This is a genomic window from Bradyrhizobium sp. AZCC 1721 (genome assembly GCF_036924715.1).
GTDB lineage: Bacteria > Pseudomonadota > Alphaproteobacteria > Rhizobiales > Xanthobacteraceae > Bradyrhizobium.
On the sequence record NZ_JAZHSB010000001.1, the window covers coordinates 3,097,206 to 3,119,912 of the forward strand.

19 protein-coding genes are annotated in these 22,707 nt (G+C 62.8%); 14 read left to right on the plus strand and 5 right to left on the minus strand.

The genetic code is table 11. From position 1 onward, the window contains the following. The 13 genes from V1273_RS14590 to V1273_RS14650 all read left to right on the plus strand — a co-directional run bounded on the left by V1273_RS14590 (window position 1) and on the right by V1273_RS14650 (window position 13,080). Window positions 1-1,320 (plus strand): ABC transporter substrate-binding protein, encoded by a 1,320-nt coding sequence (locus V1273_RS14590; RefSeq protein ID WP_334410038.1) that lies wholly within the window; start codon window positions 1-3, stop codon window positions 1,318-1,320. A gap of 122 nt (window positions 1,321-1,442) precedes the next feature. Beyond that, window positions 1,443-2,402 carry a carbohydrate ABC transporter permease gene (locus V1273_RS14595; RefSeq protein ID WP_334368303.1) on the plus strand — a complete coding sequence of 320 codons (960 nt, stop codon included), beginning with the start codon at window positions 1,443-1,445 and terminating at the stop codon, window positions 2,400-2,402. Further along, window positions 2,395-3,330 (plus strand): carbohydrate ABC transporter permease, encoded by a 936-nt coding sequence (locus V1273_RS14600; RefSeq protein WP_213249784.1) that lies wholly within the window; start codon window positions 2,395-2,397, stop codon window positions 3,328-3,330. Before V1273_RS14595 ends, V1273_RS14600 begins: the two co-directional genes overlap by 8 nt. Window positions 3,331-3,518: 188 nt before the next feature. Further along, window positions 3,519-4,502, plus strand: a complete 984-nt coding sequence (gene denD, locus V1273_RS14605; protein WP_334410039.1) for a D-erythronate dehydrogenase — start codon at window positions 3,519-3,521, stop codon at window positions 4,500-4,502. 33 nt (window positions 4,503-4,535) lie between these two features. Beyond that, the gene (locus tag V1273_RS14610) at window positions 4,536-5,489 is read left to right on the plus strand and encodes a sugar kinase (protein ID WP_334410040.1); all 954 of its coding nucleotides are present in this window, start codon (window positions 4,536-4,538) and stop codon (window positions 5,487-5,489) included. Then, the gene (gene eda / locus V1273_RS14615) at window positions 5,486-6,136 is read left to right on the plus strand and encodes a bifunctional 4-hydroxy-2-oxoglutarate aldolase/2-dehydro-3-deoxy-phosphogluconate aldolase (protein ID WP_334410041.1); all 651 of its coding nucleotides are present in this window, start codon (window positions 5,486-5,488) and stop codon (window positions 6,134-6,136) included. Before V1273_RS14610 ends, eda begins: the two co-directional genes overlap by 4 nt. 56 nt (window positions 6,137-6,192) lie before the next feature. Continuing rightward, on the plus strand, window positions 6,193-7,362 hold the full coding sequence (locus V1273_RS14620; RefSeq protein ID WP_334368307.1) for an acetyl-CoA acetyltransferase: 1,170 nt from the start codon (window positions 6,193-6,195) through the stop codon (window positions 7,360-7,362). 160 nt (window positions 7,363-7,522) lie between these two features. Next, the gene (locus tag V1273_RS14625) at window positions 7,523-7,723 is read left to right on the plus strand and encodes a hypothetical protein (RefSeq protein ID WP_065745194.1); all 201 of its coding nucleotides are present in this window, start codon (window positions 7,523-7,525) and stop codon (window positions 7,721-7,723) included. Between the two features lie 261 nt (window positions 7,724-7,984). Then, a complete protein-coding gene (locus tag V1273_RS14630) occupies window positions 7,985-9,187 on the plus strand; it encodes a CaiB/BaiF CoA transferase family protein (RefSeq protein WP_334382570.1) in 1,203 nt (400 codons plus the stop codon). A 9-nt stretch (window positions 9,188-9,196) separates the two neighbouring features. Further along, entirely contained in the window at window positions 9,197-10,363 is a 1,167-nt protein-coding gene (locus V1273_RS14635) for an acyl-CoA dehydrogenase family protein (RefSeq protein ID WP_334382569.1), read from the plus strand. Window positions 10,364-10,535: 172 nt separating this feature from the next. Further along, window positions 10,536-11,672 (plus strand): thiolase family protein, encoded by a 1,137-nt coding sequence (locus tag V1273_RS14640; RefSeq protein ID WP_334410042.1) that lies wholly within the window; start codon window positions 10,536-10,538, stop codon window positions 11,670-11,672. After that, the gene (locus V1273_RS14645) at window positions 11,669-12,028 is read left to right on the plus strand and encodes a Zn-ribbon domain-containing OB-fold protein (protein ID WP_334382567.1); all 360 of its coding nucleotides are present in this window, start codon (window positions 11,669-11,671) and stop codon (window positions 12,026-12,028) included. Before V1273_RS14640 ends, V1273_RS14645 begins: the two co-directional genes overlap by 4 nt. 524 nt (window positions 12,029-12,552) lie before the next feature. Continuing rightward, the gene (locus V1273_RS14650) at window positions 12,553-13,080 is read left to right on the plus strand and encodes a carboxymuconolactone decarboxylase family protein (protein ID WP_213285960.1); all 528 of its coding nucleotides are present in this window, start codon (window positions 12,553-12,555) and stop codon (window positions 13,078-13,080) included. Window positions 13,081-13,109: 29 nt separating this feature from the next. Here the strand turns inward: V1273_RS14650 and V1273_RS14655 are convergent, their stop codons facing one another. Beyond that, the gene (locus V1273_RS14655) at window positions 13,110-14,366 is read right to left on the minus strand and encodes an Hsp70 family protein (protein ID WP_334410043.1); all 1,257 of its coding nucleotides are present in this window, start codon (window positions 14,364-14,366) and stop codon (window positions 13,110-13,112) included. 225 nt (window positions 14,367-14,591) lie between these two features. Here V1273_RS14655 and V1273_RS14660 point away from each other — a divergent pair, with 225 nt between their 5' ends. After that, window positions 14,592-16,925 carry a Tex family protein gene (locus tag V1273_RS14660; protein ID WP_334410044.1) on the plus strand — a complete coding sequence of 778 codons (2,334 nt, stop codon included), beginning with the start codon at window positions 14,592-14,594 and terminating at the stop codon, window positions 16,923-16,925. A gap of 163 nt (window positions 16,926-17,088) precedes the next feature. Here V1273_RS14660 and glsA read toward each other — a convergent pair whose 3' ends face one another. The 4 genes from glsA to V1273_RS14680 form a co-directional block, all read right to left on the minus strand. Continuing rightward, window positions 17,089-18,948, minus strand: coding sequence for a glutaminase A (gene glsA, locus V1273_RS14665; protein ID WP_334410045.1), 1,860 nt, complete (start codon window positions 18,946-18,948; stop codon window positions 17,089-17,091). A gap of 22 nt (window positions 18,949-18,970) precedes the next feature. After that, window positions 18,971-21,034: a TRAP transporter permease gene (locus V1273_RS14670; protein WP_334410046.1), complete on the minus strand. Its 2,064-nt coding sequence runs from the start codon at window positions 21,032-21,034 to the stop codon at window positions 18,971-18,973. A 50-nt stretch (window positions 21,035-21,084) separates the two neighbouring features. Further along, window positions 21,085-22,248, minus strand: a complete 1,164-nt coding sequence (locus tag V1273_RS14675) for a TAXI family TRAP transporter solute-binding subunit (RefSeq protein ID WP_334368316.1) — start codon at window positions 22,246-22,248, stop codon at window positions 21,085-21,087. 161 nt (window positions 22,249-22,409) lie between these two features. Beyond that, window positions 22,410-22,631: an acetyl-CoA carboxylase biotin carboxyl carrier protein subunit gene (locus V1273_RS14680; RefSeq protein ID WP_057846297.1), complete on the minus strand. Its 222-nt coding sequence runs from the start codon at window positions 22,629-22,631 to the stop codon at window positions 22,410-22,412. Window positions 22,632-22,707 lie beyond the last annotated feature (76 nt).

Here is a 22,707-nt window from a genome sequence, read left to right on the forward strand (position 1 = left end):
ATGAATGACTTTACTCGCCGCTCGCTGCTTCAAGGCGGCACCGCGCTGGCAGCCGCGGGCGCGCTGACCGGACCCGCACTGCTCGATTTCGCCAAGGCCTGGGCGCAGGCTTCGCCCTGGAAGGCGGAGCAGGGCGCCAAGCTCACGGTGATGCGCTGGAAGCGCTTCGTGCCGGCGGAGGACGAGGCCTTCAACGCCATGGTGGCCGCGTTCAAAGCCGCGACCGGCACCGAAATGAACGTGTTCTCGGAGTCGTTCGAGGACGTGCAGCCGAAGGCATCCGTTGCCGCCAACACCGGCTCGGGCCTCGACCTCGCCTGGGGTCTGCACACGCTGCCGCAATTGTTCCCAACCAAGGTCCTGAAGCTGAACGATGTTGCCGATTACCTCGGCAAGAAATATGGCGGCTGGACCGATGCGGCGCAGAAGACCTGCATGCTCGGTAATGACTGGCTTGGCATTCCTGTCGCCACTGTTGGCGGCTACATGACCTACCGCAAGTCGGCGACTGACAAGGCCGGCTTCAAGGAATTCCCCAAGGATTTCCCGAGCTTCCTCGAGATGTGCAAGGCGCTGAAGGCGAACAACATGCCGGCCGGCTTTGCGCTTGGGCACGCCTCCGGCGACGCCAACGCCTGGCTGCACTGGATCCTCTGGGGCCATAACGCCTGGACTGTCGACAAGAGCGACAAGGTGAGCATCAATTCGCCAGAAACGGTCAAGGCTCTGGAGTACTGCAAGGCGCTGTCGGACACGTTCATCCCGGGGGTTGCGTCGTGGAACGACTCCTCGAACAACAAGGCGTTCCTGGCTGGCGAACTCTATGTCACCTCCAATGGCATCTCGATCTACGTCGCGGCCAAGGACGATGCTAGCAAGAAGGATCTCGCCGAAGACACCTACCATGCCCTGTGGCCGGTGGGTCCGATTGGCAAGCCGACCGAGTTGCAGCTCGCGGTTCCGATCCTGGCGTTCAACTTCACCAAATATCCGAATGCGGCGAAGGCGTTCGTAGCCTTCATGCTGGAGAAGGAAAACTTCGAGAAGTGGCTCTCCGGAGCGCGCGGCTATCTGACCCACACGCTGAACGCCTATGACTCGGCGCCGGTCTGGACCGCGGATCCGAAGAACGCGGTGTTTGCTCAGGCCAGCAAGCGCGCGCTGCCGGCCTCCGGCATCGGTACGCCCGGCGAGAAGGCGGCAACCGCGATTGCCGATTTCATCGTGGTCGACATGTTCGCCAACTACTGCACCGGCGCCAAGGATGCCAAGACGGCGATCGCGGAAGCCGAACGGCAATTGAAGCGCATCTATCGCTGACAAAACCGGAGCGGGCGGCGAACGTCGCCGTCCGCTCTGTCAATACAGGCGTGATCCGGAAAGGTGAGGACGGCTTTCCGGCAAGTCACGCGCAGCAAGAAGCCGTAATCGGGACATCAGGCATGGCTGACATCGCAATCGCGCCACGACGCGCCAAGACGGAGATCCGCGAGGCCAGTGCGTGGGACCAGCTCAAGCACAACCGTAACTGGCTGGGCTTCTGGTTCATGGTGCCCGCGCTGGCCTTCCTGATCTTCTTTCTGGCCTATCCGCTTGGCCTTGGTATCTGGCTCTCATTCACGGATACACGTATTGGCCGGGTAGGGCAGTTTGTCGGGACCGAGAACTACGAATGGCTGTGGGATGACGCGATCTTCTGGCTTTCGGTATTCAACACGCTTCTCTACACGTTTATCGCGAGCGCCATCAAATTCGGAATAGGGCTCTATCTGGCCCTGCTGTTGAACGAGAACATGCCGTTCAAGGCGATGCTGCGCGCGTTGGTGCTGATTCCCTTCATCGTGCCGACAGTACTATCGGCGCTGGCATTCTGGTGGATCTTCGATTCTCAATTCTCGATCATCTCGTGGTCGTTGAAGCAGATGGGCCTGATCACCCAGAACATCAATTTCCTCGGCGACACGACCTGGGCCCGCATTTGCGTAATCTTCGCCAATATCTGGCGCGGCGTGCCGTTCGTCGCGATCACGCTGCTCGCGGGCCTGCAGACCGTGCAGCCGTCGCTCTATGAGGCCGCGACGCTCGATGGCGCGTCGCGCTGGCAGATGTTCCGCTTCATCACCTATCCGCTGTTGACGCCGATCATCGCCGTCGTGATGACGTTCTCGGTGCTGTTCACCTTCACCGACTTCCAGTTGATCTGGGCGATGACGCGGGGCGGCCCGGTCAATGCCACGCATCTGATGGCGACCCTGTCGTACCAGCGCGCGATCATCGCGGGTCAGTTGGGCGAGGGCGCGGCGATCTCGAGCGCGATGATCCCGTTCCTCCTCGCCGCCATCATGGTGTCTTGGTTCGGCCTGCAGCGCCGCAAGTGGCAGCAAGGGGAAAACAATGACTGATCTCCCCACCTCACGGATCGATCTCAAGGCCGTCCTGCATGGCTCGGCGCCAACGATCGCGAAGGACGATCACAGCGAAGGCATGAGCTATCTGCAGTCGGTGCCGCGCCGGCTGGTGACGCTCTATCTGCCGTTGTCGATCATCGTCATCGTGCTGCTGTTCCCGTTCTACTGGATGGGGCTGACGGCGATCAAACCGGACGAGCAGTTGCTCGATCTCGACAAGTACAACCCGTTCTGGACCTGGAATCCGACCTTCAAGCACTTTTACAAGCTCCTGTTCGAAAGCCACTATCCGATGTGGCTCTGGAACACGATGTATGTCGCGGTCTGCGCCACCATCCTGTCGATCATCGCGAGCGTGCTCGCGGCCTATGCCATCGTCCGGCTACGCTACAAGGGCGCCAATATGGTCGGCGGCCTGATCTTCCTGGCCTATCTGGTGCCGCCGTCGATCCTGTTCATTCCGCTGGCCACCGTCGTATTCCAGTACGGCCTGTTCGACTCGCCGATGGCGTTGATCCTGACCTATCCGACCATCCTGATCCCGTTCTCGACCTGGCTGCTGATGGGCTACTTCAAGACCATCCCGTTCGAGCTGGAGGAATGCGCGCTGATCGATGGTGCCAGCCGTTGGCAGATCCTGATCAAGATCGTGCTGCCGCTGGCGATTCCCGGGCTGATCTCGGCGTTCATCTTCTGCTTCACGCTGTGCTGGAACGAGTTCATCTATGCGCTGACGTTCCTGCAATCGACCTCCAACAAGACGGTGCCGGTCGCAATCGTCAACGAATTCGTCGATGGCGACATCTATCGCTGGGGCTCGCTGATGGCGGGTGCGCTGGCGGGCTCCTTGCCGCTCGTCATCCTTTATGCCTTCTTCGTCGAGCACTATGTGTCGGCCATGACGGGAGCCGTGAAAGAGTGAGCGCGTAAGGTCCGCATCAAGAAATAGCAAAACTATCGCTGTCGTCCCTGCGAAAGCAGGGACCCATAACAACCAGCGGCAATTGTTGAGACGAAGCCGTCAACCATGCCATCTTGATTGCATCGGCCGCGGCGTAGGGGTCCCGGCTCAAGACCGGGACGACCAGGTATGAAGAGGGAGTAGGGGTCTTGCACATTTTGATTCTCGGCGCCGCCGGCATGGTGGGCCGCAAGCTGACCGAACGGTTGCTGCGCGACGGTCGCCTCGGCAAGCACGACATCACCCGAATGACGCTGCAGGACGTGGTGGCGCCCACCAAGCCCAACGCGTCGATCCCGATTCAAGTCGCGGCTTCCGATTTTGCCGATCCCGGCGCGGCGGAGCCGCTGATCGCCCACCGACCAGACGTGATCTTTCATCTCGCCGCGATCGTTTCCGGCGAGGCCGAGGCCGAATTCGACAAGGGCTACCGGATCAATCTCGACGGCACGCGATACCTGATCGATGCCATCCGCCACGCCGGCGGCGGCTACAAGCCGCGGCTGGTGTTCACGTCCTCGATCGCAGTGTTCGGCGCGCCTTTCCCGGAAAAGATCGGCGACGAATTCTTCCATACCCCGCTGACGAGCTACGGCACGCAGAAGTCGATCTGCGAACTCTTGATCAACGATTACACCCGCAAGGGCCTGCTCGACGGCATCTCGATCCGCCTGCCGACGATCTGCGTGCGGCCGGGCAAACCGAACAAGGCGGCCTCCGGCTTCTTCTCCAACATCATTCGCGAGCCGCTCGCCGGCGAGGAGGCCGTGTTGCCGGTCTCCGAAGACGTGCGGCACTGGCACGCCTCGCCGAAATCGGCGGTGGGCTTTCTGGTCCACGCCGGCACCATGGATCTCGACGCGATGGGGCCGCGGCGTAACCTCAGCATGCCCGGCATGTCGGTGACGGTCGGCGAACAGATCGCAGCACTCGATCGCGTCGCCGGCAAGAACGTCACCGCGCGCATCAAGCGCGTGCCCGATCCGACCATCATCAGTATCGTCTCTGGTTGGCCGCGGGACTTTTCCACCGACCGCGCATTGAAGCTCGGCTTCACCACCGCGGAAAAGACGTTCGACGACATTATCCGGATCCATATCGAGGATGAGCTCGGCGGCGAGTTCGCGGCCTGAGTTGATTGCACGCCAGTTCACGCGAATGCGGTCATGAGCAAGGTAGCCTGCATCGGCGAGTGTATGGTCGAGCTGAAACAGGCCGAAGGGGCTGAGGCTGGCCTGTATTCGCGCGGCTACGGCGGCGATACGCTCAATACCGCCGTCTATCTCGCGCGCCTCGGCGCCGGCGCCGACTACATCACCGCGCTCGGCGACGATAGCCTTAGCGATGAGATGATAGCAGGCTGGGCCGCGGAGGGGGTCGGGACGGAGCGCGTGGTTCGGCTGCCCGGCAAACTGCCGGGTCTCTACATGATCGAGACCGACGACAAGGGCGAACGCCGGTTCTTTCACTGGCGCGACAGCGCCGCCGCGCGCAGCCTGATGGATTTGCCGGAGACGCCGGATATCCTTGATGCGCTCGCTGGCTATGACGTGATCTATCTCTCGGCGATCACGCTGTCGCTATATGGTGCGGAGGGGCGGACGCGGCTGTTTGCGGCTCTCAACCGCGCGCGCGACAATGGGGCGCGTTTCGCTTTCGATACCAATTTCCGCGCCCGCGGCTGGCCCGATCTCGACGTCGCCCGCGCCGTTTTTCAGGAGGCCTTTGCCACAGCCGATATCGTGCTGGCCTCCACGGAGGATTTGCTGCCGCTCTATCCGGGGGTGACCAACGAAGCCTTGCTGGCGCGGATTCCGGGCGCCGAGGTGGTATTGAAGCTTTCGGAGCCGGCGAGCATCGTGCGTCTGGAAGGCGTGCCTTATCCGATCAAGGCCAAGCCGGTGGAGGCGCCCGTCGTCGATACCACAGCGGCCGGCGACAGCTTCGCTGCGGCGTATGTGGCCGCGCGCCTTGTGGGCACGGATCCGCTTGAAGCTGCACGGGCCGGGCATCGTCTGGCCGGCGTTGTGGTATGTCATCCCGGCGCGATCATTCCGCGTGCGGAGATGCCGTCCGGCCTCATCCCGAACCATGTTCATTCTCGCAAGGCATCTCCATGACCGCAGCCGCACGGCAGGAACAACTCGCCACGATCTTCAAGTCCGCGATCGTGATCCCGGTGCTCACCATCGAGCGGTTCGAGGACGCGGTGCCGCTGGCGCGCGCGCTGGTTGCGGGCGGGGTACGTGTGCTGGAAGTCACCTTGCGGACGCCGGTCGCCGCAGACGCCGCCAAGGCCATGATCGCCGAGGTGCCGGACGCCATCGTCGGTATCGGCACGATCCTGAACGCCGACGACTTGGCGCGGGCGCGCGCGCTCGGGGCCAAATTCGGTATCAGCCCGGGCGCGACGCCGGAGCTGTTGAAAGCCGCCGCCGCGAGCGACCTGCCATTTGCCCCGGGGATCGCGACCGCTTCCGAGCTGATGCGGGCGCTGGCGGCCGGCTTCGACATCGTTAAATTCTTCCCAGCGGAACAGTCCGGCGGTATCAAGGCACTTCGGGCGCTGGCCGGGCCGTTTCCGAATATCCGGGTCTGCCCGACCGGCGGCATCGGAGAGGCCAATGCCGCAACCTGGCTGGCTGAGCCGAATGTGGTGGCGGTGGGCGGTTCCTGGCTTTGTCCGGTGGCGGACATCCGGTCCGGGAACTGGGCCGGCATAACCGCCATGTGCGCGCGGACCATGAAAACGCTGAAACCGGCGTGAAGTCTGTTCCCCGATAGGCTACATAAAGCCTTGAGAACGAAATAGGGAGAACGACCATGACAGCCAGCATCGTCGGATGGGCGCACACGCCATTCGGCAAGTTCGACGCGGAAACCGTCGAGAGCCTCGTGGTCAAGGTTGCGACCGATGCGCTTGCCGACGCCGGCATAGCGGCCGAAGACGTCGACGAGATCGTGCTCGGGCATTTCAACGCGGGCTTCTCACCGCAGGATTTTACCGCCTCGCTGGTGCTGCAAGCCGACCCGAAACTGCGCTTCAAGCCGGCTACACGGGTCGAAAATGCCTGCGCCACCGGCTCGGCGGCGGTGCACCAGGGTATCCGGGCGATCGCCTCGGGCGCCGCGAGGATCGTGCTGGTGGTCGGTGTCGAGCAGATGACGCGGACGCCGTCGGCCGATATCGGACGCTACCTCCTGAAGGCGTCCTATCTGCCCGAGGATGGCGACACCGTCGGCGGCTTTGCCGGCGTGTTCGGCAAGATCGCGCAAAGCTATTTCCAGAAGTATGGCGACCAGTCGGACGCACTGGCGATGATCGCGGCCAAGAACCACAAGAACGGCGTCGCCAACCCCTATGCGCAGATGCGCAAGGATTTTGGCTTCGAGTTCTGCCGCGCCGAGAGCGAGAAGAACCCCTATGTCGCCGGTCCCCTGAAGCGCACCGACTGCTCGCTGGTGTCGGACGGCGCGGCAGCGTTGGTGCTGACGGATTCCGAAACCGCCAAGACGATGGGCAAGGCGGTGAATTTCCGTGCCACCGCGCACGCGCAGGATTTTCTGCCGATGTCCAAACGCGACATCCTGCAGTTCGAAGGTTGCACGGTGGCCTGGCAGCGCGCGCTGGCGCAGGCCGGCGTTCAACTCTCGGATCTCTCTTTTGTCGAAACCCACGACTGCTTCACCGTCGCCGAACTGATCGAATATGAAGCGATGGGCCTGACGCCGCGCGGGCAGGGCGCCCGCGCGATTTTGGAGGGCTGGACCCAGAAAGACGGCAAGCTGCCGGTCAATCCCTCCGGCGGCCTGAAAGCCAAGGGCCACCCGATCGGCGCCACCGGTGTCTCCATGCACGTGATGAGCGCGATGCAGCTCGTCGGCCAGGCGCCCGAAGGCATGCAGCTCAATAATCCAAAACTTGCCGGCATCTTCAATATGGGCGGCGCGGCGGTGGCGAACTACGTCTCCGTGCTGGAGCCCGCGAAGTAGCCGCGAACGTGCTATCGTAGGGTGGGCAAAGGCGTGCTTGCGCCGTGCCCACCATGAGTGCCGAGAGGTGAGACTGGTGGGCACGCGGAGCCTGTCATCGGGCGCGCATTCGCGCGACCCGGTGGCTTTGCCCACCCAACAGTTTTCCGGAGCGTGCATTATGAGCAACGAAAGTTCGATGTCAGAGGCAGAACTGAACAACCGGATCAGGATTCTGGAAGACAACATCCGCCAGTTGATCGAACAGGCTGCCGCGGCCTCCGGCGAACGGAACGAAGCGCGCATCGCCGACCGGCTCAGTCAGCAGAATGAAGAGCTGGAACGGCTGACCCGGGAACGCGACGCCAGGTCGAAAAAGTAACCTCCAACCAGCACTACTTTCGTCGTCCCTGCGGACGCAGGGACCCATAACCACAGTGGGAGGCTGGAGGCACCCCTGTTACGGCGAAAGTAACTAAAGCTTTCCGCAATCACCGCCTACACGGCGTATGGGTCCCTGCGTTCGCAGGGACGACATCCATTGTTGGTGTCCCGTGCATACGTCCATACGCCGGGCGCGCTTGATCTTCCCAATCCGCTGCCGTTACTTGGCCGGAACGACAATTCGGGAGCAGGCTGATCCATGGGACCATTGGATGGCATCAAGGTCATCGACATGACGACCGTGCTGATGGGGCCCTATGCCACCCAGATGCTCGGCGATTACGGCGCCGACGTCATCAAGGTGGAATCGCTCGACGGCGACGTGACGCGGCAGATCGGGCCGACCCGTCATCCCGGCATGGGGCCAGTATTCCTCAACACCAACCGCAGCAAGCGCTCGATCTGCCTCGATTTGAAGAAGCCCGCCGGGCGTGACGCCGTGCTGCGGCTGATCAAATCCGCCGACGTGCTGGTCTACAATGTGCGCCCGCAGGCGATGGCGCGGCTGAACCTCGGCTACGACGTGGTCGCGAAAATCAATCCGCGCCTGATCTACGCCGGCGTGTTCGGCTTCGGCCAGGATGGGCCCTATGCAGCAAAACCCGCCTATGACGACCTGATCCAGGGCGCGACTGCACTGCCGGCGCTGATGGCGCAAACGGCAGACGGTGTGCCGCGCTATGTGCCCAATGCGCTGGTCGACCGTATCGTCGGGCTCACCGCGGTGGGCGCGATTTGCGCCAGTCTCGTCGATCGTAACCGGACCGGGCGCGGCCAGCGCGTCGATATTCCGATGTTCGAAACCATGGCCGGTTTCGTGATGGGCGACCACATGGGCGGGCTCACCTATGAGCCGCCGCTCGACAAGGGCGGCTATGCCCGGCACCTGTCGCCGGATCGCCGGCCTTACAAGACCTCCGACGGCTATATCTGCGTCATCGTCTACAACGACAAGCAGTGGCAGAACTTCTTCGATGCCACCGGGCGCGACGACCTTCGCGTCCATCCGAAATTTGCGACCTTCGCCGGCCGCGCCGCCAATATCGACGCTGTCTATGCCGAGCTGGCGCGGATCCTCGAGACCAAAACCACCGCCGAATGGTCGGCTATCCTGGAGAAGGCCGACGTGCCGGTCATGCCGATGCATGATCTCGAGAGCCTGCTCGGCGATCCCCACATCGTCGCGACCGATTTCTTCCCGGTCGTCGATCATCCAACCGAGGGTCGCATCCGCAACATGAGGCCATCGGCACGATTTTCCGAAACGCCGGTTGAGACGAAACGGCTGGCGCCGCGCCTCAGCGAGCACAGCGCGGAAATCCTCAGCGAAGCGGGTTTCTCGGCGGACGAAATTGCCGCTTTGGTGCGCGAGGGTGTCACCAAGGCCGTGCCAAACACATAGGACGGACACATGGATTTCGCGCTATCCGCCAACCAGGAATCGATCCGCGACGCGGTCGGCAAAATCTGTTCGCGCTTCGACGATGCCTATTGGCTGAAGAAGGACAAGGAAGGCGGCTACCCCGCCGACTTCCACCGCGCGCTGGCGGATGCCGGCTGGCTCGGCATCTGTATCCCTGAGGAATATGGCGGGTCGGGGTTAGGCATCACTGACGCTGCAATCATGATGCGGACGATTGCGGAATCCGGGGCCGGCATGTCGGGTGCGTCCGCCGTGCACATGAACGTGTTCGGGCTCAATCCCGTCGTCGTGTTCGGCACTAAGGAGCAATGTACGCGCATGCTGCCGCCGATCATCGACGGCCGCGACAAGTCCTGCTTCGCGGTGACCGAGCCCAACACCGGGCTCAACACCACGCAGTTGAAAACCCGTGCGGTGCGCAAGGGCGACAAGTATGTCGTCAACGGCCAGAAGGTCTGGATTTCAACGGCACAAGTCGCCAACAAGATCCTGCTGCTGGCGCGCACCACGCCGCTGGAAGAGGTGAAGAACCCGACCCACGGTTTAAGCCTGTTCTATACGGATTTCGACAAGCAGCGCGTCACCGTGCACGAGATCGAAAAGATGGGCCGCAAGCCTGTCGATTCCAACGAACTGTTCTTCGAGAATTTTGAAATTCCGGTCGATGACCGCCTCGGCGAGGAAGGCCGTGGCTTCGAATATATCCTGCACGGCATGAACCCCGAGCGCATCCTGATCGCGGCGGAAGCGGTGGGCCTGGGGCAGGTCGCGCTGTCGCGGGCCGCGGCCTATGCGAAGAACCGTATCGTGTTCAATCGTCCGATCGGCATGAACCAGGGCATCCAGCACCCCTTAGCGAAGAACTGGATGGAACTGGAGGCCGCGTGGCTGATGGTGCTCTCGGCCGGCTGGCAATACGACCAGGGCATGCAGTGCGGTCCGGCCGCCAACGCCGCGAAATATCTCGCCGCCGAAGCCGGCTTCCACGCCTGCGAGCAGGCGGTGATGACGCACGGCGGTTTCGGTTACGCCAAGGAATATCACGTCGAGCGCTATTTGCGGGAATCCCTGATCCCGCGCATCGCGCCGATCAGCCCGCAGCTCATTCTCAGTTTTATTGCCGAGAAGGTGCTGGGGCTGCCGAAGTCGTATTGAGGACGACATCATGCCGTCATTGCGAGGAGCTCGCGACAAAATTGCAGAGCAATTTTGCGCCGAAGCGACGAAGCAATCCATCTATCCCCGCACGGAGAAGTGGATTGCTTCGCTTCGCTCGCAATGACGATCTATGCATGCCGAGCGCGTTGCGTTCGAGCGGGGTGACAGGATGAGCTTCATCACCGGCGTCGGACTGACGTCCTATGGCAAGCACGAAGGCTCGTCCTCGCTCGATCTCATGAGCCAGGCGGCCGAGCTTGCCATTGCCGACGCCGGGCTGAAGCGATCCGAGCTCGACGGCATTCTTTGTGGCTACTCGACAGTGTCGCCGCATATCATGCTCGCAACCGTGTTCGCCGAGCATTTTGGAATCCAGCCATCCTACGCACATGCCGTGCAGGTCGGCGGCGCCACCGGCCTCGCCATGACCATGCTGGCGCACCATCTGGTCGATGCTGGTGTCGCAAGGCACATGCTTGTGGTCGGCGGCGAAAACCGTCTCACCGGCCAGAGCCGCGATGCCTCGATCCAGGCGCTGGCGCAGGTCGGCCACCCCGATTACGAGGTGCCGCTGGGGCCGACCATCCCGGCCTATTACGGCCTCGTCGCCTCGCGCTACATGCACGAATACGGCGTCACCGAGGAAGATCTCGCCGAGTTCGCGGTTCTGATGCGCGCCCACGCCCTGACCCATCCCGGTGCCCAGTTCCACGAACAAATCACCGTGGCCGACGTAATGGCCTCAAAGCCGGTGGCGATGCCGCTGAAGTTGCTGGATTGCTGCCCGGTGTCGGATGGCGGCGCGGCGTTCGTCGTCAGCCGCGAGCGCACCGGCTCGACCGGCATTCGCGTGCGTGGCTGCGCGCAGGCGCATACCCATCAGCACGTCACGGCCATGCCCGCTCTAAGCGAACTCGGTGCCGAAATCGCTGTCGCCAAGGCCAAGGCCGCGTCCGGTCTCGCGATCTCGGACGTGCGTTACGCCGCGGTCTACGACAGCTTCACCATCACGCTGGCGATGCTGCTGGAGGATCTCGGCCTTGCCCGGCGCGGCGAGGCGGCCGCGCGGGTGCGGGCAGGGCATTTTGGCCGCAACGGCGCCATGCCGCTCAATACCCATGGCGGTCTCTTGAGCTACGGCCATTGCGGCGTCGGTGGCGCGATGGCCCATCTCGTCGAGACGCATCTGCAGATGACCGGGCGTGCCGGCCCCCGGCAGGTTCGCGATGCCTCGATCGCGCTGTTGCATGGCGATGGCGGCGTGCTGTCGTCACACGTCAGCATGTTCCTGGAGCGGGTGCGATGAGCGAAAAACTCGCCGACTGGACCAAGGGCGCCGAGGCCATCGTCTATCAATCCTGCGGCGCTTGCGGGAAGGCGCAGTATTTTCACCGCAGCTTCTGCGCCGCCTGTGGCGCACCTGATCCGGTCGAGAAGCGCGCCAGCGGGAGAGCGATGGTCTATGCGACGTCGCTGGTCTGCCGCGCCGCGACGCCGGAAACCCGCGCCCACGTTCCCTACAATATCGTGCTGGTCGATGCGGCCGAGGGCTTTCGCATGATGGCCCATGGCGCCAATGATCTTGCGATCGGCGACAAAGTTACGGCGAGCTATCGGCTGTTTGCGGGAAGGTTGGTCCCGTATTTCGAGAAAACGAGGTGACTGTCAGGCGCAATGCTCACGCAACGAAGCAACCCAGAATTACGCGGAACGGGTGAAAAATCTGAGTGCTTCGACGCGTCAACATTCAGTGCCAGTAGAACACAACGCTGGCGATGACGAGCATCGCTGTTACCGCCAGCATCTGCGCAAGCGCTTCCGAGGCCGCCTTCCTGGTGGCTTCCTTCATGCCTAACTCCCTAGACTTGGGCATGAGTCATCCTTGCCCGTGAAGGCCTGATGAGCTCAGTCTGGTTTTACTCGGAACACCCCGCGACGAGTATTCGCTCTTTTGAGTCCCCACTCAGCGAATATCGACAGTCCCGAGAATCGACCAGCATTGAGGCGGCAATTTGGCTCGCTCGCAGCCGGTTTGTGCACGAGAAAGGGAGTTTTTTGGAGCGTGTTTGACGGCTTGAGCGTAGGCCCCACCTGCGACAGCAACGTTTCGACGGTTGATCGGCTCCCTGCTGCAGTGCATGATCTCTCTGTCAGCAAATCAGAAAATCCAAAGCCCAAGGTGACGAATGGCCCGCATCGAATATAGCGATCCTGCCAAGCACAACGATCGCACCCGCGAACTGCTCGGCAAAAACCGCAATGCGAACATCTTCCGGATGATGGCGCACTCGCCGAGCTACCTCGAACAATACTGCCGGCTGGGCGGGGCCATCAGGCACAAGGGCGAACTGGACCCGATCGTGCGCGAGCTCGCCATCACCCGCACCGGCATCCTGTGCGAGGCGCCTTACGAGATCGTCGCCCATAAGCGAATTGGGAAGAACGTCGGCGTGACCGACGAGCAGAACGAGGCGCTGGAAAACTGGGAAGCGGCGACCTGCTTCAACGACGTGCAGCGCGCCGCGCTCGCCTTCACCGACGAGATCGTTAGGCGTCACAAGCCGACGGACGCAACTTTCAACGCGATTGCCGCCAAGCTGACGCCGGCCGCATTGGTCGAACTGCAGCTTTCGGTCGGCTTCTACATCATGACGTCGAAGTTTCTGGAAACCTTTGCCATCGACATGCAGCCGGTGACGGAAGTGGTGGGGTGAGCAGCGGCTGGGTCCGCGAACCGCTGATCTCAATTCGCAGGGCCGTATCGCCGTAGCGCCTCCAGCGTCAGTCCTTTGCCGACGGCGCCAAAGATGTCTCCTTCGACGACGCGGGCCGACGGCACGGCTTGGGTGATCGCCTTGTGGACATGGGCGAGTTTTACCGAGCCGCCGGTCAGGAACACGGAGTCGATGTCTTCAGCGGCCAGTCCCGCCTGAACGAAGCAGTTCCTGATGCGCGCCGCGATGCGGTCGGCCAACTGCCTGGTATGGCTGACGAGATCGGAGCGGCCGATGTTGGCACTGAGCCCGGGGACAACCCACTCCAGCGGAATGTCCGCCCGCCGCTTCTCGGACAGGGCGATCTTGGCATCCTCGATTTCCATTGCAAGCGTATGGCCGCGCTGCTCGTAGACCACGCGGATCAGCCGGTCGAGAAGTTCCGGCTCGGCCGCCTGCTGCCGTACCTGGCGGATATCGGCCATCACGCGCGGCTCATACATGCGGTTGATGTTCGACCAGGTGGCGAGGTCGTGAAAATAACTCGAGGGCACGTCGAGCCCGGCGCGCTTCATGGCGCTGCGGAATCCGAACAGCGGCATCACCACGCCGAGACTGAGCTGACGGTCGAAATCGGTGCCACCGATGCGGACGCCATCATTGGCGAGAATATCGGCTGTACGATCAGCCTTGCCGTGGCGTTCGGGACCCAGCCGCACGATCGAAAAGTCCGATGTGCCGCCGCCGATATCGGCGATCAATGCCAGTTCCTCGGAAGTGATTTGCCGCTCATAGTCCAGCGCCGCCGCGATCGGTTCGAATTGAAACGTGACCTCCTCGAAACCGATCCCCTGCGCAATCGATCGCAGGGTTTGTTCCGCTTTGCGATCGGCGTCTGGCGCATTATCGACGAAATGCACGGGACGGCCATGGACGACATGGCGCAGTTGGCGGCCCGTAGCCTGTTCCGCGCGACGTTTGACCGCGCCGAGGTAATAAGCAATCACATCGCGAAAGCTGACCCGCGCTCGGCCTAGCCGGGTGGTTTCCTCGATCAGCGAGGTGCCGAGCACGGATTTGAGGCTGCGCATCAGGCGGCCGGCCGTGCCTTCGACATAGGCTTCCATGGCCCTGCGGCCGATCAGAACGCCGCCATCCGCCTCATAGAAGATCGCGCTGGGAATCGTGCTGTGCGCCGCTTCCAGCGCCATCAGAACCGGCGCCCGGCCTTCCATGGTGCCGAGCGTCGTGTTCGACGTTCCGAAATCAAGACCGCAGATCGACATGGGAGCTCCGGGAGGGAGCGCCCGTTTACACATTACCAGGCCATCAATCCACCCCTATCTCGGCATGTTTTCCCTTGCGAATCCCGCGTGCCGTTGTTGATCGATGGGCCGATCCACAGATCAATTTCTTTCGTGCGGCGGGTTGAAAAATCGATCCGAGATGGTCCATAAGCGGCGTCCCCGCGGCCGGTCCTCCCGCCGCAATCGGCTTTGGAAAGAGGTCGCGTGGCAAATATCAATCGACAGATTGCGCAAGAGCTTGGTGTTCGCGAGGAGCAGATCGCGGCGACGGTCGAACTGCTGGACGGCGGCGCCACGGTGCCGTTCGTGGCGCGCTACCGCAAGGAAATCACCGGCGGGCTCGATGACGCGCAGTTGCGCACGCTGGAGGAGCGCCTGACTTACTTGCGCGAGCTCGAAGCGCGTCGGGTGGCGATCCTTGATTCGATCCGCGAGCAGGGCAAGCTCGATGCCGCGCTGGAAGCACAGATTATGGCGGCCGACACCAAGGGCCGCCTGGAAGATATCTACCTGCCCTTCAAGCCGAAGCGCCGCACCAAGGCCGAGATTGCCAAGGAAGCCGGACTCGAGCCGCTGTCCGAGCTGTTGCTGACCCAGCCGCAGAACGACCCAACGGTTGTAGCGGCGGGCTTCGTCGACGCCGAAAAGCAGGTGGCGGACGTCGCAGCCGCCCTCGAAGGCGCCCGCGCCATTCTGGTGGAGCGATTCGCCGAAGACGCCGACCTGATCGGACGGCTGCGCGAGGAGATGTGGACCAGCGCGCTGATGATCTCCACCGTGCGCAAGGGCAAGAAGCTCGAAGGCGAGAAGTTCAAGGACTATTTCGATTTCAACCAGTCGCTGCACAAGCTGCCTTCGCACCGCATCCTTGCGCTGTTCCGCGGCGAGAAGGAAGAGATTCTGGAGCTGCAGATGCAGCCCGAGGCGAATGTGCCCGAGGCCGGCGTCCCCAGCGCCTATGAACTGAAGATCATGCAGCGCTTTGGCATCACCGATCAGAAGCGCCCGGGCGACCGCTGGCTGGTGGAGACCGCGCGCTGGGCGTGGCGCACCAAGATCCAGGTGCATCTCAATATCGACTTGCGGATGCGGCTATGGACTGCGGCCGAAACCGAGGGCGTGCGCGTGTTCGCCTCGAATTTGCGCGACCTGCTGCTGGCGGCACCCGCCGGTGCCCGCGTTACGATGGGGCTGGATCCCGGCTACCGCTCCGGCGTCAAGACCGCCATCGTCGATGCGACGGGGAAGGTGGTGGCGACCACGACGATCTATCCGCACGAGCCGCAGCGGCAATGGGATGCGGCACTGGCGACGCTCGGAAAACTCGCGGTCGCGCACCGCGTCGAGCTGATCGCGATCGGCAACGGCACCGCCTCGCGCGAGACAGACAAGTTGGCGACCGAGCTCGTCAAGCTGCTGCCGGATCTCAAGATGTCGAAGATCGTGGTGTCGGAGGCCGGCGCATCGGTCTACTCCGCCTCGGCCTTTGCATCGGAAGAGCTGCCGGAGCTCGACGTCACCTTGCGCGGCGCGGTGTCGATCGCGCGGCGCCTGCAGGACCCGCTCGCCGAACTCGTCAAGATCGACCCGAAGGCAATTGGCGTCGGCCAGTATCAGCACGACCTCGGCGAGGCCAAGCTGGCGCGTTCGCTCGATGCCGTGGTCGAAGACTGCGTCAACGCCGTCGGCGTCGATGCCAATACCGCTTCCGCGCCGCTGCTGGCGCGGGTGTCGGGCATCGGTGCGGGGCTCGCGCAAAGCATCGTGCAGCATCGCGACGCCAACGGGCCGTTCAAGTCGCGCAAGGAGCTCAAGGAAGTGCCGCGGCTCGGACCCAAGGCGTTCGAGCAATGCGCCGGCTTCCTGCGCATCAACAATGGCGAAGACCCGCTGGATTCCTCCGGCGTGCATCCCGAAGCCTATCCAGTCGTGCGCCGGATTCTCGCCGCGACCAAGAGCGACATCAAGGCGCTGATCGGCAATGCCGATGTCGTGCGACAGTTGAAGCCGCAGGCCTTTGTCGACGAAACCTTCGGCCTGCCGACGGTCACTGACATCCTGCGCGAATTGGAAAAGCCCGGCCGCGACCCGCGCCCGGCATTCAAGGCCGCGGTGTTCAAGGAGGGTGTCGAGGAGATCAAGGATCTCAAGCGCGGCATGATCCTGGAAGGCACGGTGACGAACGTTGCGGCGTTCGGCGCCTTCGTCGACATCGGCGTCCACCAGGACGGGTTGGTGCACATCTCGGCGATGTCGAAAAATTTCATCAAGGACCCGCGCGAGGTGGTGAAGCCGGGCGACATCGTCAAGGTCAAGGTGCTGGAAGTCGAGGTTGCCCGCAAGCGCATCGCGCTGACGTTGCGGCTCGACGACGAAATCGGCGACAAGGGCCCCAAGCTGTCGGACAGCAAGATGCGCGAGTATTCCAAGGCGTCGATGACGTCGTCGTCGCCGCGCAAGCCGCAGGAGCAGGGCGGCGCGCTCGCCGAAGCGCTGCGCCGCGCCGCCGAAAAGAACGGGCGGGGCAAAGCGGGGTAGGCACCGTGGCTTCATCCTTCGAGACGCATCGCGTCGCGATGCTCCTCAGGATGAGGTCTGGCAGTGTCGTATCCGGGATACGAATCTAAGACCCTCATGGTGAGGAGCCCGGCAGCGCCGGGCGTCTCGAACCATGCGGCCGTGACCGTGCCCCAAATCTAGTCTACCCCGACGTCAGCAGGTCCAGCTTGGCGTTGGCGAGGATCAGGCGATCGGCCAGCAATTGCGCAAGGTTGCGCATGATGCGCTCGCCGGCGCGCGGATGCTGTTTCCGGAAGCGCTCGAAATCGCTGAGTGAAACTTCATACGCGGTCGCAGCCATGTCGGCCAGCACGTCGGCGGAACGCTGCGGCTCCAGCAGCGCCATTTCGCCAAAGGGCATGCCTGTCGTCAATGTCGCCAGCCTCACGCCGTCGGGCAGGGTGACGTGGACTGCGCCGCTCCGCAAGAAGAACAGCGATGCGGCGAGATCGCCGGCGGAGATGATCTTCTCGCCGGTTTGACAGGTCCGGATTGACGTGCGCGAGGCGAGATCGGTCAATTCCTCCTCCGTCAGCCCCGCCAGCAGCGATTGCTCGGAGAGTTCGGTCGCCTCGAAGAAGTCGATGGCGCCGCCGTAGCGATAGACGAGCTGGTCTTCCGCCCATTCGATGGCGGCGTCGAGCAGGTAATAGTTGCGGATATTGGTGAGACCTTCGGTCCATTCCGCAATCGCTTTCCAGTCCGGCGACGAGCGCCTGATGCCGGACAGAACCACCGTGACGTGGTGCGCGGCGAGCTCGCGGAATTCCTCGGCGAGCAGGCGGGCGCCGGCGCGGGTCATGGCGGTGACGCGGCGCAGGTCGAAAATGACCAATTGCGGGCGGGGCCTGGCCGCAAGCTGGCGCGAGACGTAGTCGACGTTGGAAAACGACAGCGTCCCGACCAGCTCGATGACACGGACATCCTGGTGGTGCGCGGCGAGGATGTTCTGCTCCTGCGCGCGCCGCACGCGCCGCGAGGGGCTGTTGCCGATGTCGTAATCGGCGATGATGCTGGTCCGCGCGTCGTCGCTGCGATTAAGCATGTGCAGATCGTAATGCGACGACAGCGCCTCGCAGACCTTGATGCCGCGCACGCTGTTGCCGTGCTTGTCGAGTTTTGGCGAATAGCTGCCAAGCCCGAGCCGCGCCGGGAGCGCCGCGAGGATGCCGCCGCCAACTCCGCTCTTGGCGGGGATGCCGATCCGGTAGATCCACTCTCCCGCATAATCGTACATGCCGGAGCTCGTCATCACCGAAAGCGTACGCGAGATGGCATATGGCGTCATCACCTGCTCGCCGGTCACCGGATTGATGCCGCGGTTGGCCAGCGTCGCTGCCATCACCGCGATATCACGCGCCGTCACCAGGATGGCGCATTGCCGGAAATAGACCTCCAGCACGGCGGCCACGTTCTCCTTGATCACCGCGTTGGTGCGCAGGAGGTAGCCGATCGCCCGGTTGCGGTCGCCGGTCGCGCTTTCGGAAGCATAGACGGCATCGTCGACGTCGAGCTCGCGCCCGGCAAACCGGCCCAACGCCTGTCTGATGTATTCGAATGCCGCATCGCCCTTGGCCTCGTGGATCAGACCGGAGCAGGAGATCGCGCCGGCGTTTACCATCGGGTTGAAGGGATGGTTCTCGGCGTTGAGGCGGATCGAGTTGAAGGGATCGCCCGACGGCTCGACGCCGATGACGCTCTCGACCCGTGCCGCCCCCAAGGTGTCGAGCGCCAGCGCGAACACGAAGGGCTTTGACATCGACTGAATGGTGAAGGGGACCTGCGTGTCGCCGACTTCGTAGACAGGGCCGTCGAGGGTGGCGAGGCTGATGCCAAAATGGGCAGGGTCCGCCTTGCCGAGCTCAGGGATGTAGTCGGCGACCGCGCCACTAGTTTCGTCAGCGAATTCGGCGTGGCACGCGCGCAGGAACCGCAGCAAGGGCGGCTTCGAGCTGGTCCAGGTCGCGGGGCCTGCCGTGAACGGAAGAGGCAATGGTTTCATCGCCTCTTCTTGTGCAACGCAATCAGGGTGCGCGCAACTGGTCCGACACCAGAGTCTGGCGCCGTATCAGCACGAGCGCGATCAGAACGGTCGGGATCAGGATCGCCACTCCAAGAGAGGTGATCTGCCATTGTGAGAGCGGCATGATCCCACCGCCCGGCGTCGCCACCACGAAGCCACCAATTACGAACAACATCCGCAGCGGCCATTCCAACGCGCCGGCGGCTCTGAGATCGCCGACAAAGACCTGATAGCCCTGAATGCCGCCGCAGATGAACAGCGTGCCGAAGCCCGCCAGCGCCATCAGTCCGAGCCCTTCGAGATACGGGCTTGGTCCCTGCAGCACCAGTGCCGGGTTCAACACGAAGAAGAACGGGATGAAATAGATGATGCTGCCGACCCACATCGATTCCCACCCCGTCTTCATTGCTGGCGAGCCGGCGATGCCGGCCGCGGCAAAGGAGGCGATGGCGACCGGCGGCGTGATCGAGGACAGCATACCCCAATAGAAGATGAACATGTGCACGGCCATGCGGTTGAGGCCGAGTTTTTCCAGCGCAGGCGCCACCAGGATGGCGAGGAAGATGTAGCAGGCCGTCGTCGTCAGCCCGAGTCCGAGCACGAGGCTGGTGAAGGCGCACATCACGAGCAGCAGGAGCGCGTTGTCGCCGGCGATCCGCAACAGGTCGTTGGCGAGGCTCGAGACCACGCCGGTCATCGAGAACGCGCCGATCAAGAGCCCGCATCCGGCAAGGATGCCGACCAGCTCGACGAATGTGCGGCCGTTGACCTCGAGGAACTTGCTGATCGTCGCAAGCGTCCAGCGGGTTTCCTTGGAGAAGAGCTGGTTCAGCACCAAAAGAAGCGCAGTGGCGTAGAACGGTGCGTGGCTCTCACGCTTGAAGTAGAGCAGCATCACGATCAGCAGCGCGATGACGAAAACGTAGTACCAGCCGTCCTTGATCGTGTCCCATACCTTCGGCAGCTCGGCGCGCGGAATGCCCTTCAACCCGTGGCGGGCGGCATAGGAATCGACCTGCATGAAGAGGCCGATGTAGTAGAGGGTCGCCGGAATGATCGCAGCAAGCGCGACGTCCGCGTAGCTGACGTTGAGGAACTGCGCGATGACGAACGCGGTCGCGCCCATCACCGGCGGTGCCAGCACGGCGCCGGTCGAGGCGCAGGCCTCGATCGCAGCGGCATAGGAGGCGCGGAAGCCGCTCTTCTTCATGACGGGAATGGTCATGGTGCCGGCGGTCAGCACGTTGGAGATGATCGAGCCCGACATCATGCCGAGCAGGCCGCTAGCAAAGATGCAGACCTTGGCGGCGCCGCCGCGGAAGGTGCCACACATCGCAAACGACAGGTTGATGAAGAATTTCCCGGCGCCCGTCATCATCAGGGCCGTGCCGAACACCAGAAAGCCGATCACGGTATCTGCGAAGGCCTGAATCGGGATGCCGAGCAGGCTTTCGCCCGAAAGCACGTGATACGCCGTCGCTTGTTCGAGCGTCGATTGGGTGCCGCGAAACGGCCCCAGCCACGTCGCATCGGCGAACAGGGGGTACACCGTAAACGGCAGCACGCTCAGCAGCAGGCTCCAGCCGCCGGTGCGCCGCAACGCCTCCATCAGCACGACCCACATGATGACGCCGGCGACGATCACGTAGGTAGGCGCGCCGCCGAATTCCCAACCGGCTTCTGCCGCCTTGCGGACGCTGCGCATCAGGAGGATTGCGCAGGCGAAACTGGCGACAAACAGCAGGATGTCATACCATGGAATTCGATCGAGCGGCGCGCTCCCGGTCCCCGGAAAGATCAGGAACGTGAACGGCAGCATCAGCGCGATCAGGAGATAGAAATACTCGGTGTTGAGCTGGGTGTAGCCGAGGAAGAAGCGCAGGGAGAATTGCTGGTTGATGCACAGCAGGATGGTTACCGCGGTTGCAACCACCAGCGTCCAGCGCCACGCCCCGCGCAATGTCCGCACCCGCGTGAGTTCGGCTTCCTGCATGTTGGCATGCGGGTCGTCGAACTCAATTCGTTTTGCAGACGCGGCTACGCTATCACTCGCAGCAGGTGACATCATTCCCCCTAGACGGTATTCGCCTTAGACCCCAGGCGAGTAAGGCAGCGCTATTCAAAGCCGTTGGGCATGTTCGCCTTTGCCAGCGCCGCGGCGCGCGCCTTCATCCAGCCTTCGAGAAACGCCTTGTCATCCGATGGCGGGCTGGACTTGCCGTAGTCCGTCCATGCGGCGGCCAGCACTTGCTGGCGCTTCAGCAATTCCTTGTTGTAGGCTTCCTGCGCGTCGGTCCATTGACCGGCTTCCTTCAGCGCCCTGGCGGCGCCCGGATGCACCGGAACCACCCAGTTCTTGGTCTGGCGGTCGGCCGCAAGACCGGCCGCGCCCGGCGCGGAATCCTTATAGGCGTCGTAACCCGTGATCATCGCCTTGGTGATGGCATAGACCTCGTCGGCGGGCAGCGTCCCGTATGCCATGAAAATCGGGTAGGGATAGTTGCCGAGCTCGATCGGCTTGTCCTTGGAGATGCCGGCGCCGCAGGTCGCGACGTGCGGGAAGAAGAACGAGCCGACCTTTTTCACGCGCTCCCAGCCGGCCTTGTCGTTATGAGGCAAGGGCGGCCAGATGATGCCGCGCGGTGATGTCTCGAGTTCCTTCGCCGGGCCGGTGATGGTGGTGGCGAAAGCAGCGTCGACGTCGTTGTTGATCATGCCCTTCCACATCGCGCCGTAGCTCGAGAACTCGACGACCTTGACGTCGCTTTGCTTGAGGTCGCCGAAAGCCAGGATGGCGAGCGCGTTCTGATTCAGCGCCGGCGAACCCACCACAAAGCCCACGCGCTTGCCCTTGAGCTGCTTGATCTCGGTCACACCGGAATCCTTGGCGACGCCGAGTGTGGCGGCGTTGCAATCGACCGTGGACAGCACGAGCTGCAGGGGCTGGGGGCCCCATTCCTTGGTACCGAACTCGAACACGCCTTCCTGGGCGAAATAGGTGCCGGAACCCATCGCGGACATGGCCGCGCGCTTGGCGCGCAGCGGCGCCAGTCGCGCCACGTCATTGCCGGCGGGCAGCACGCGAACATCGGTGCCGTATTTGTCCTTCATCATCTTGCCGACGCCGACGGCGATGTTGAAGCCCGCGGTGCCGGTGTCATAGGCGGTGACCACCATGGTCGGCGGCAGTTTGACGTCTTCCGCATGAGCCGCCGGCAAGGTCAGCCATGAGATGCCTGCAAGGGCGAGTGGCGCGAGCGCCTTCAAGCGGTAGATCATAATTTTCCCCTCAGATTGTTTCGCTATGCGAAAATTCTCTCGTTAGCGTCGATCATGTCATCGGCGGCTGGCGATGGCAACGTCACGTGCGTACACGTCAATACCAGAGCTGGACAGATTGTCGCGGAACTCGTTCCAAAAAAGTTTATGCCGTGATCCGGTTAAGCTTCGATGATCGCGACAACCTGTCCTTCGGCGATAACGTCGTCGAGTTTGACCAGGATGGCTTTGATCTTTCCGGCCGTCGTCGACGTGACCGGAATTTCCATCTTCATGGCTTCGACGAAAGCGATCTCGTCGCCGTCGCCGACATTGCCACCAGTTGCGACGGGAAGCGCGCACACGCGTCCGGCGACTTCGGTGACAATCTTGATCTCTGGCATTTCCGCTCTCCCGGGACCGTCTGACGGACAGGCTGTCCTCGTGAACGGCTTTTTGTTGTGGCCGCAGATTGCCTGA

Coding starts and splice junctions, on each gene's coding strand:
- V1273_RS14650 (WP_213285960.1), top strand. CDS start 12,553: ATGGCCCGCATCGAATATAGCGATCCTGCCAAGCACAACGATCGCACC.
- eda (WP_334410041.1), top strand. CDS start 5,486: ATGACCGCAGCCGCACGGCAGGAACAACTCGCCACGATCTTCAAGTCC.
- V1273_RS14595 (WP_334368303.1), top strand. CDS start 1,443: ATGGCTGACATCGCAATCGCGCCACGACGCGCCAAGACGGAGATCCGC.
- V1273_RS14600 (WP_213249784.1), top strand. CDS start 2,395: ATGACTGATCTCCCCACCTCACGGATCGATCTCAAGGCCGTCCTGCAT.
- glsA (WP_334410045.1), bottom strand. CDS start 18,948: ATGAAACCATTGCCTCTTCCGTTCACGGCAGGCCCCGCGACCTGGACC.
- V1273_RS14590 (WP_334410038.1), top strand. CDS start 1: ATGAATGACTTTACTCGCCGCTCGCTGCTTCAAGGCGGCACCGCGCTG.
- V1273_RS14635 (WP_334382569.1), top strand. CDS start 9,197: ATGGATTTCGCGCTATCCGCCAACCAGGAATCGATCCGCGACGCGGTC.
- V1273_RS14630 (WP_334382570.1), top strand. CDS start 7,985: ATGGGACCATTGGATGGCATCAAGGTCATCGACATGACGACCGTGCTG.
- V1273_RS14620 (WP_334368307.1), top strand. CDS start 6,193: ATGACAGCCAGCATCGTCGGATGGGCGCACACGCCATTCGGCAAGTTC.
- V1273_RS14625 (WP_065745194.1), top strand. CDS start 7,523: ATGAGCAACGAAAGTTCGATGTCAGAGGCAGAACTGAACAACCGGATC.
- V1273_RS14680 (WP_057846297.1), bottom strand. CDS start 22,631: ATGCCAGAGATCAAGATTGTCACCGAAGTCGCCGGACGCGTGTGCGCG.
- V1273_RS14640 (WP_334410042.1), top strand. CDS start 10,536: ATGAGCTTCATCACCGGCGTCGGACTGACGTCCTATGGCAAGCACGAA.
- V1273_RS14655 (WP_334410043.1), bottom strand. CDS start 14,366: ATGTCGATCTGCGGTCTTGATTTCGGAACGTCGAACACGACGCTCGGC.
- V1273_RS14670 (WP_334410046.1), bottom strand. CDS start 21,034: ATGTCACCTGCTGCGAGTGATAGCGTAGCCGCGTCTGCAAAACGAATT.
- V1273_RS14645 (WP_334382567.1), top strand. CDS start 11,669: ATGAGCGAAAAACTCGCCGACTGGACCAAGGGCGCCGAGGCCATCGTC.
- V1273_RS14610 (WP_334410040.1), top strand. CDS start 4,536: ATGAGCAAGGTAGCCTGCATCGGCGAGTGTATGGTCGAGCTGAAACAG.
- V1273_RS14675 (WP_334368316.1), bottom strand. CDS start 22,248: ATGATCTACCGCTTGAAGGCGCTCGCGCCACTCGCCCTTGCAGGCATC.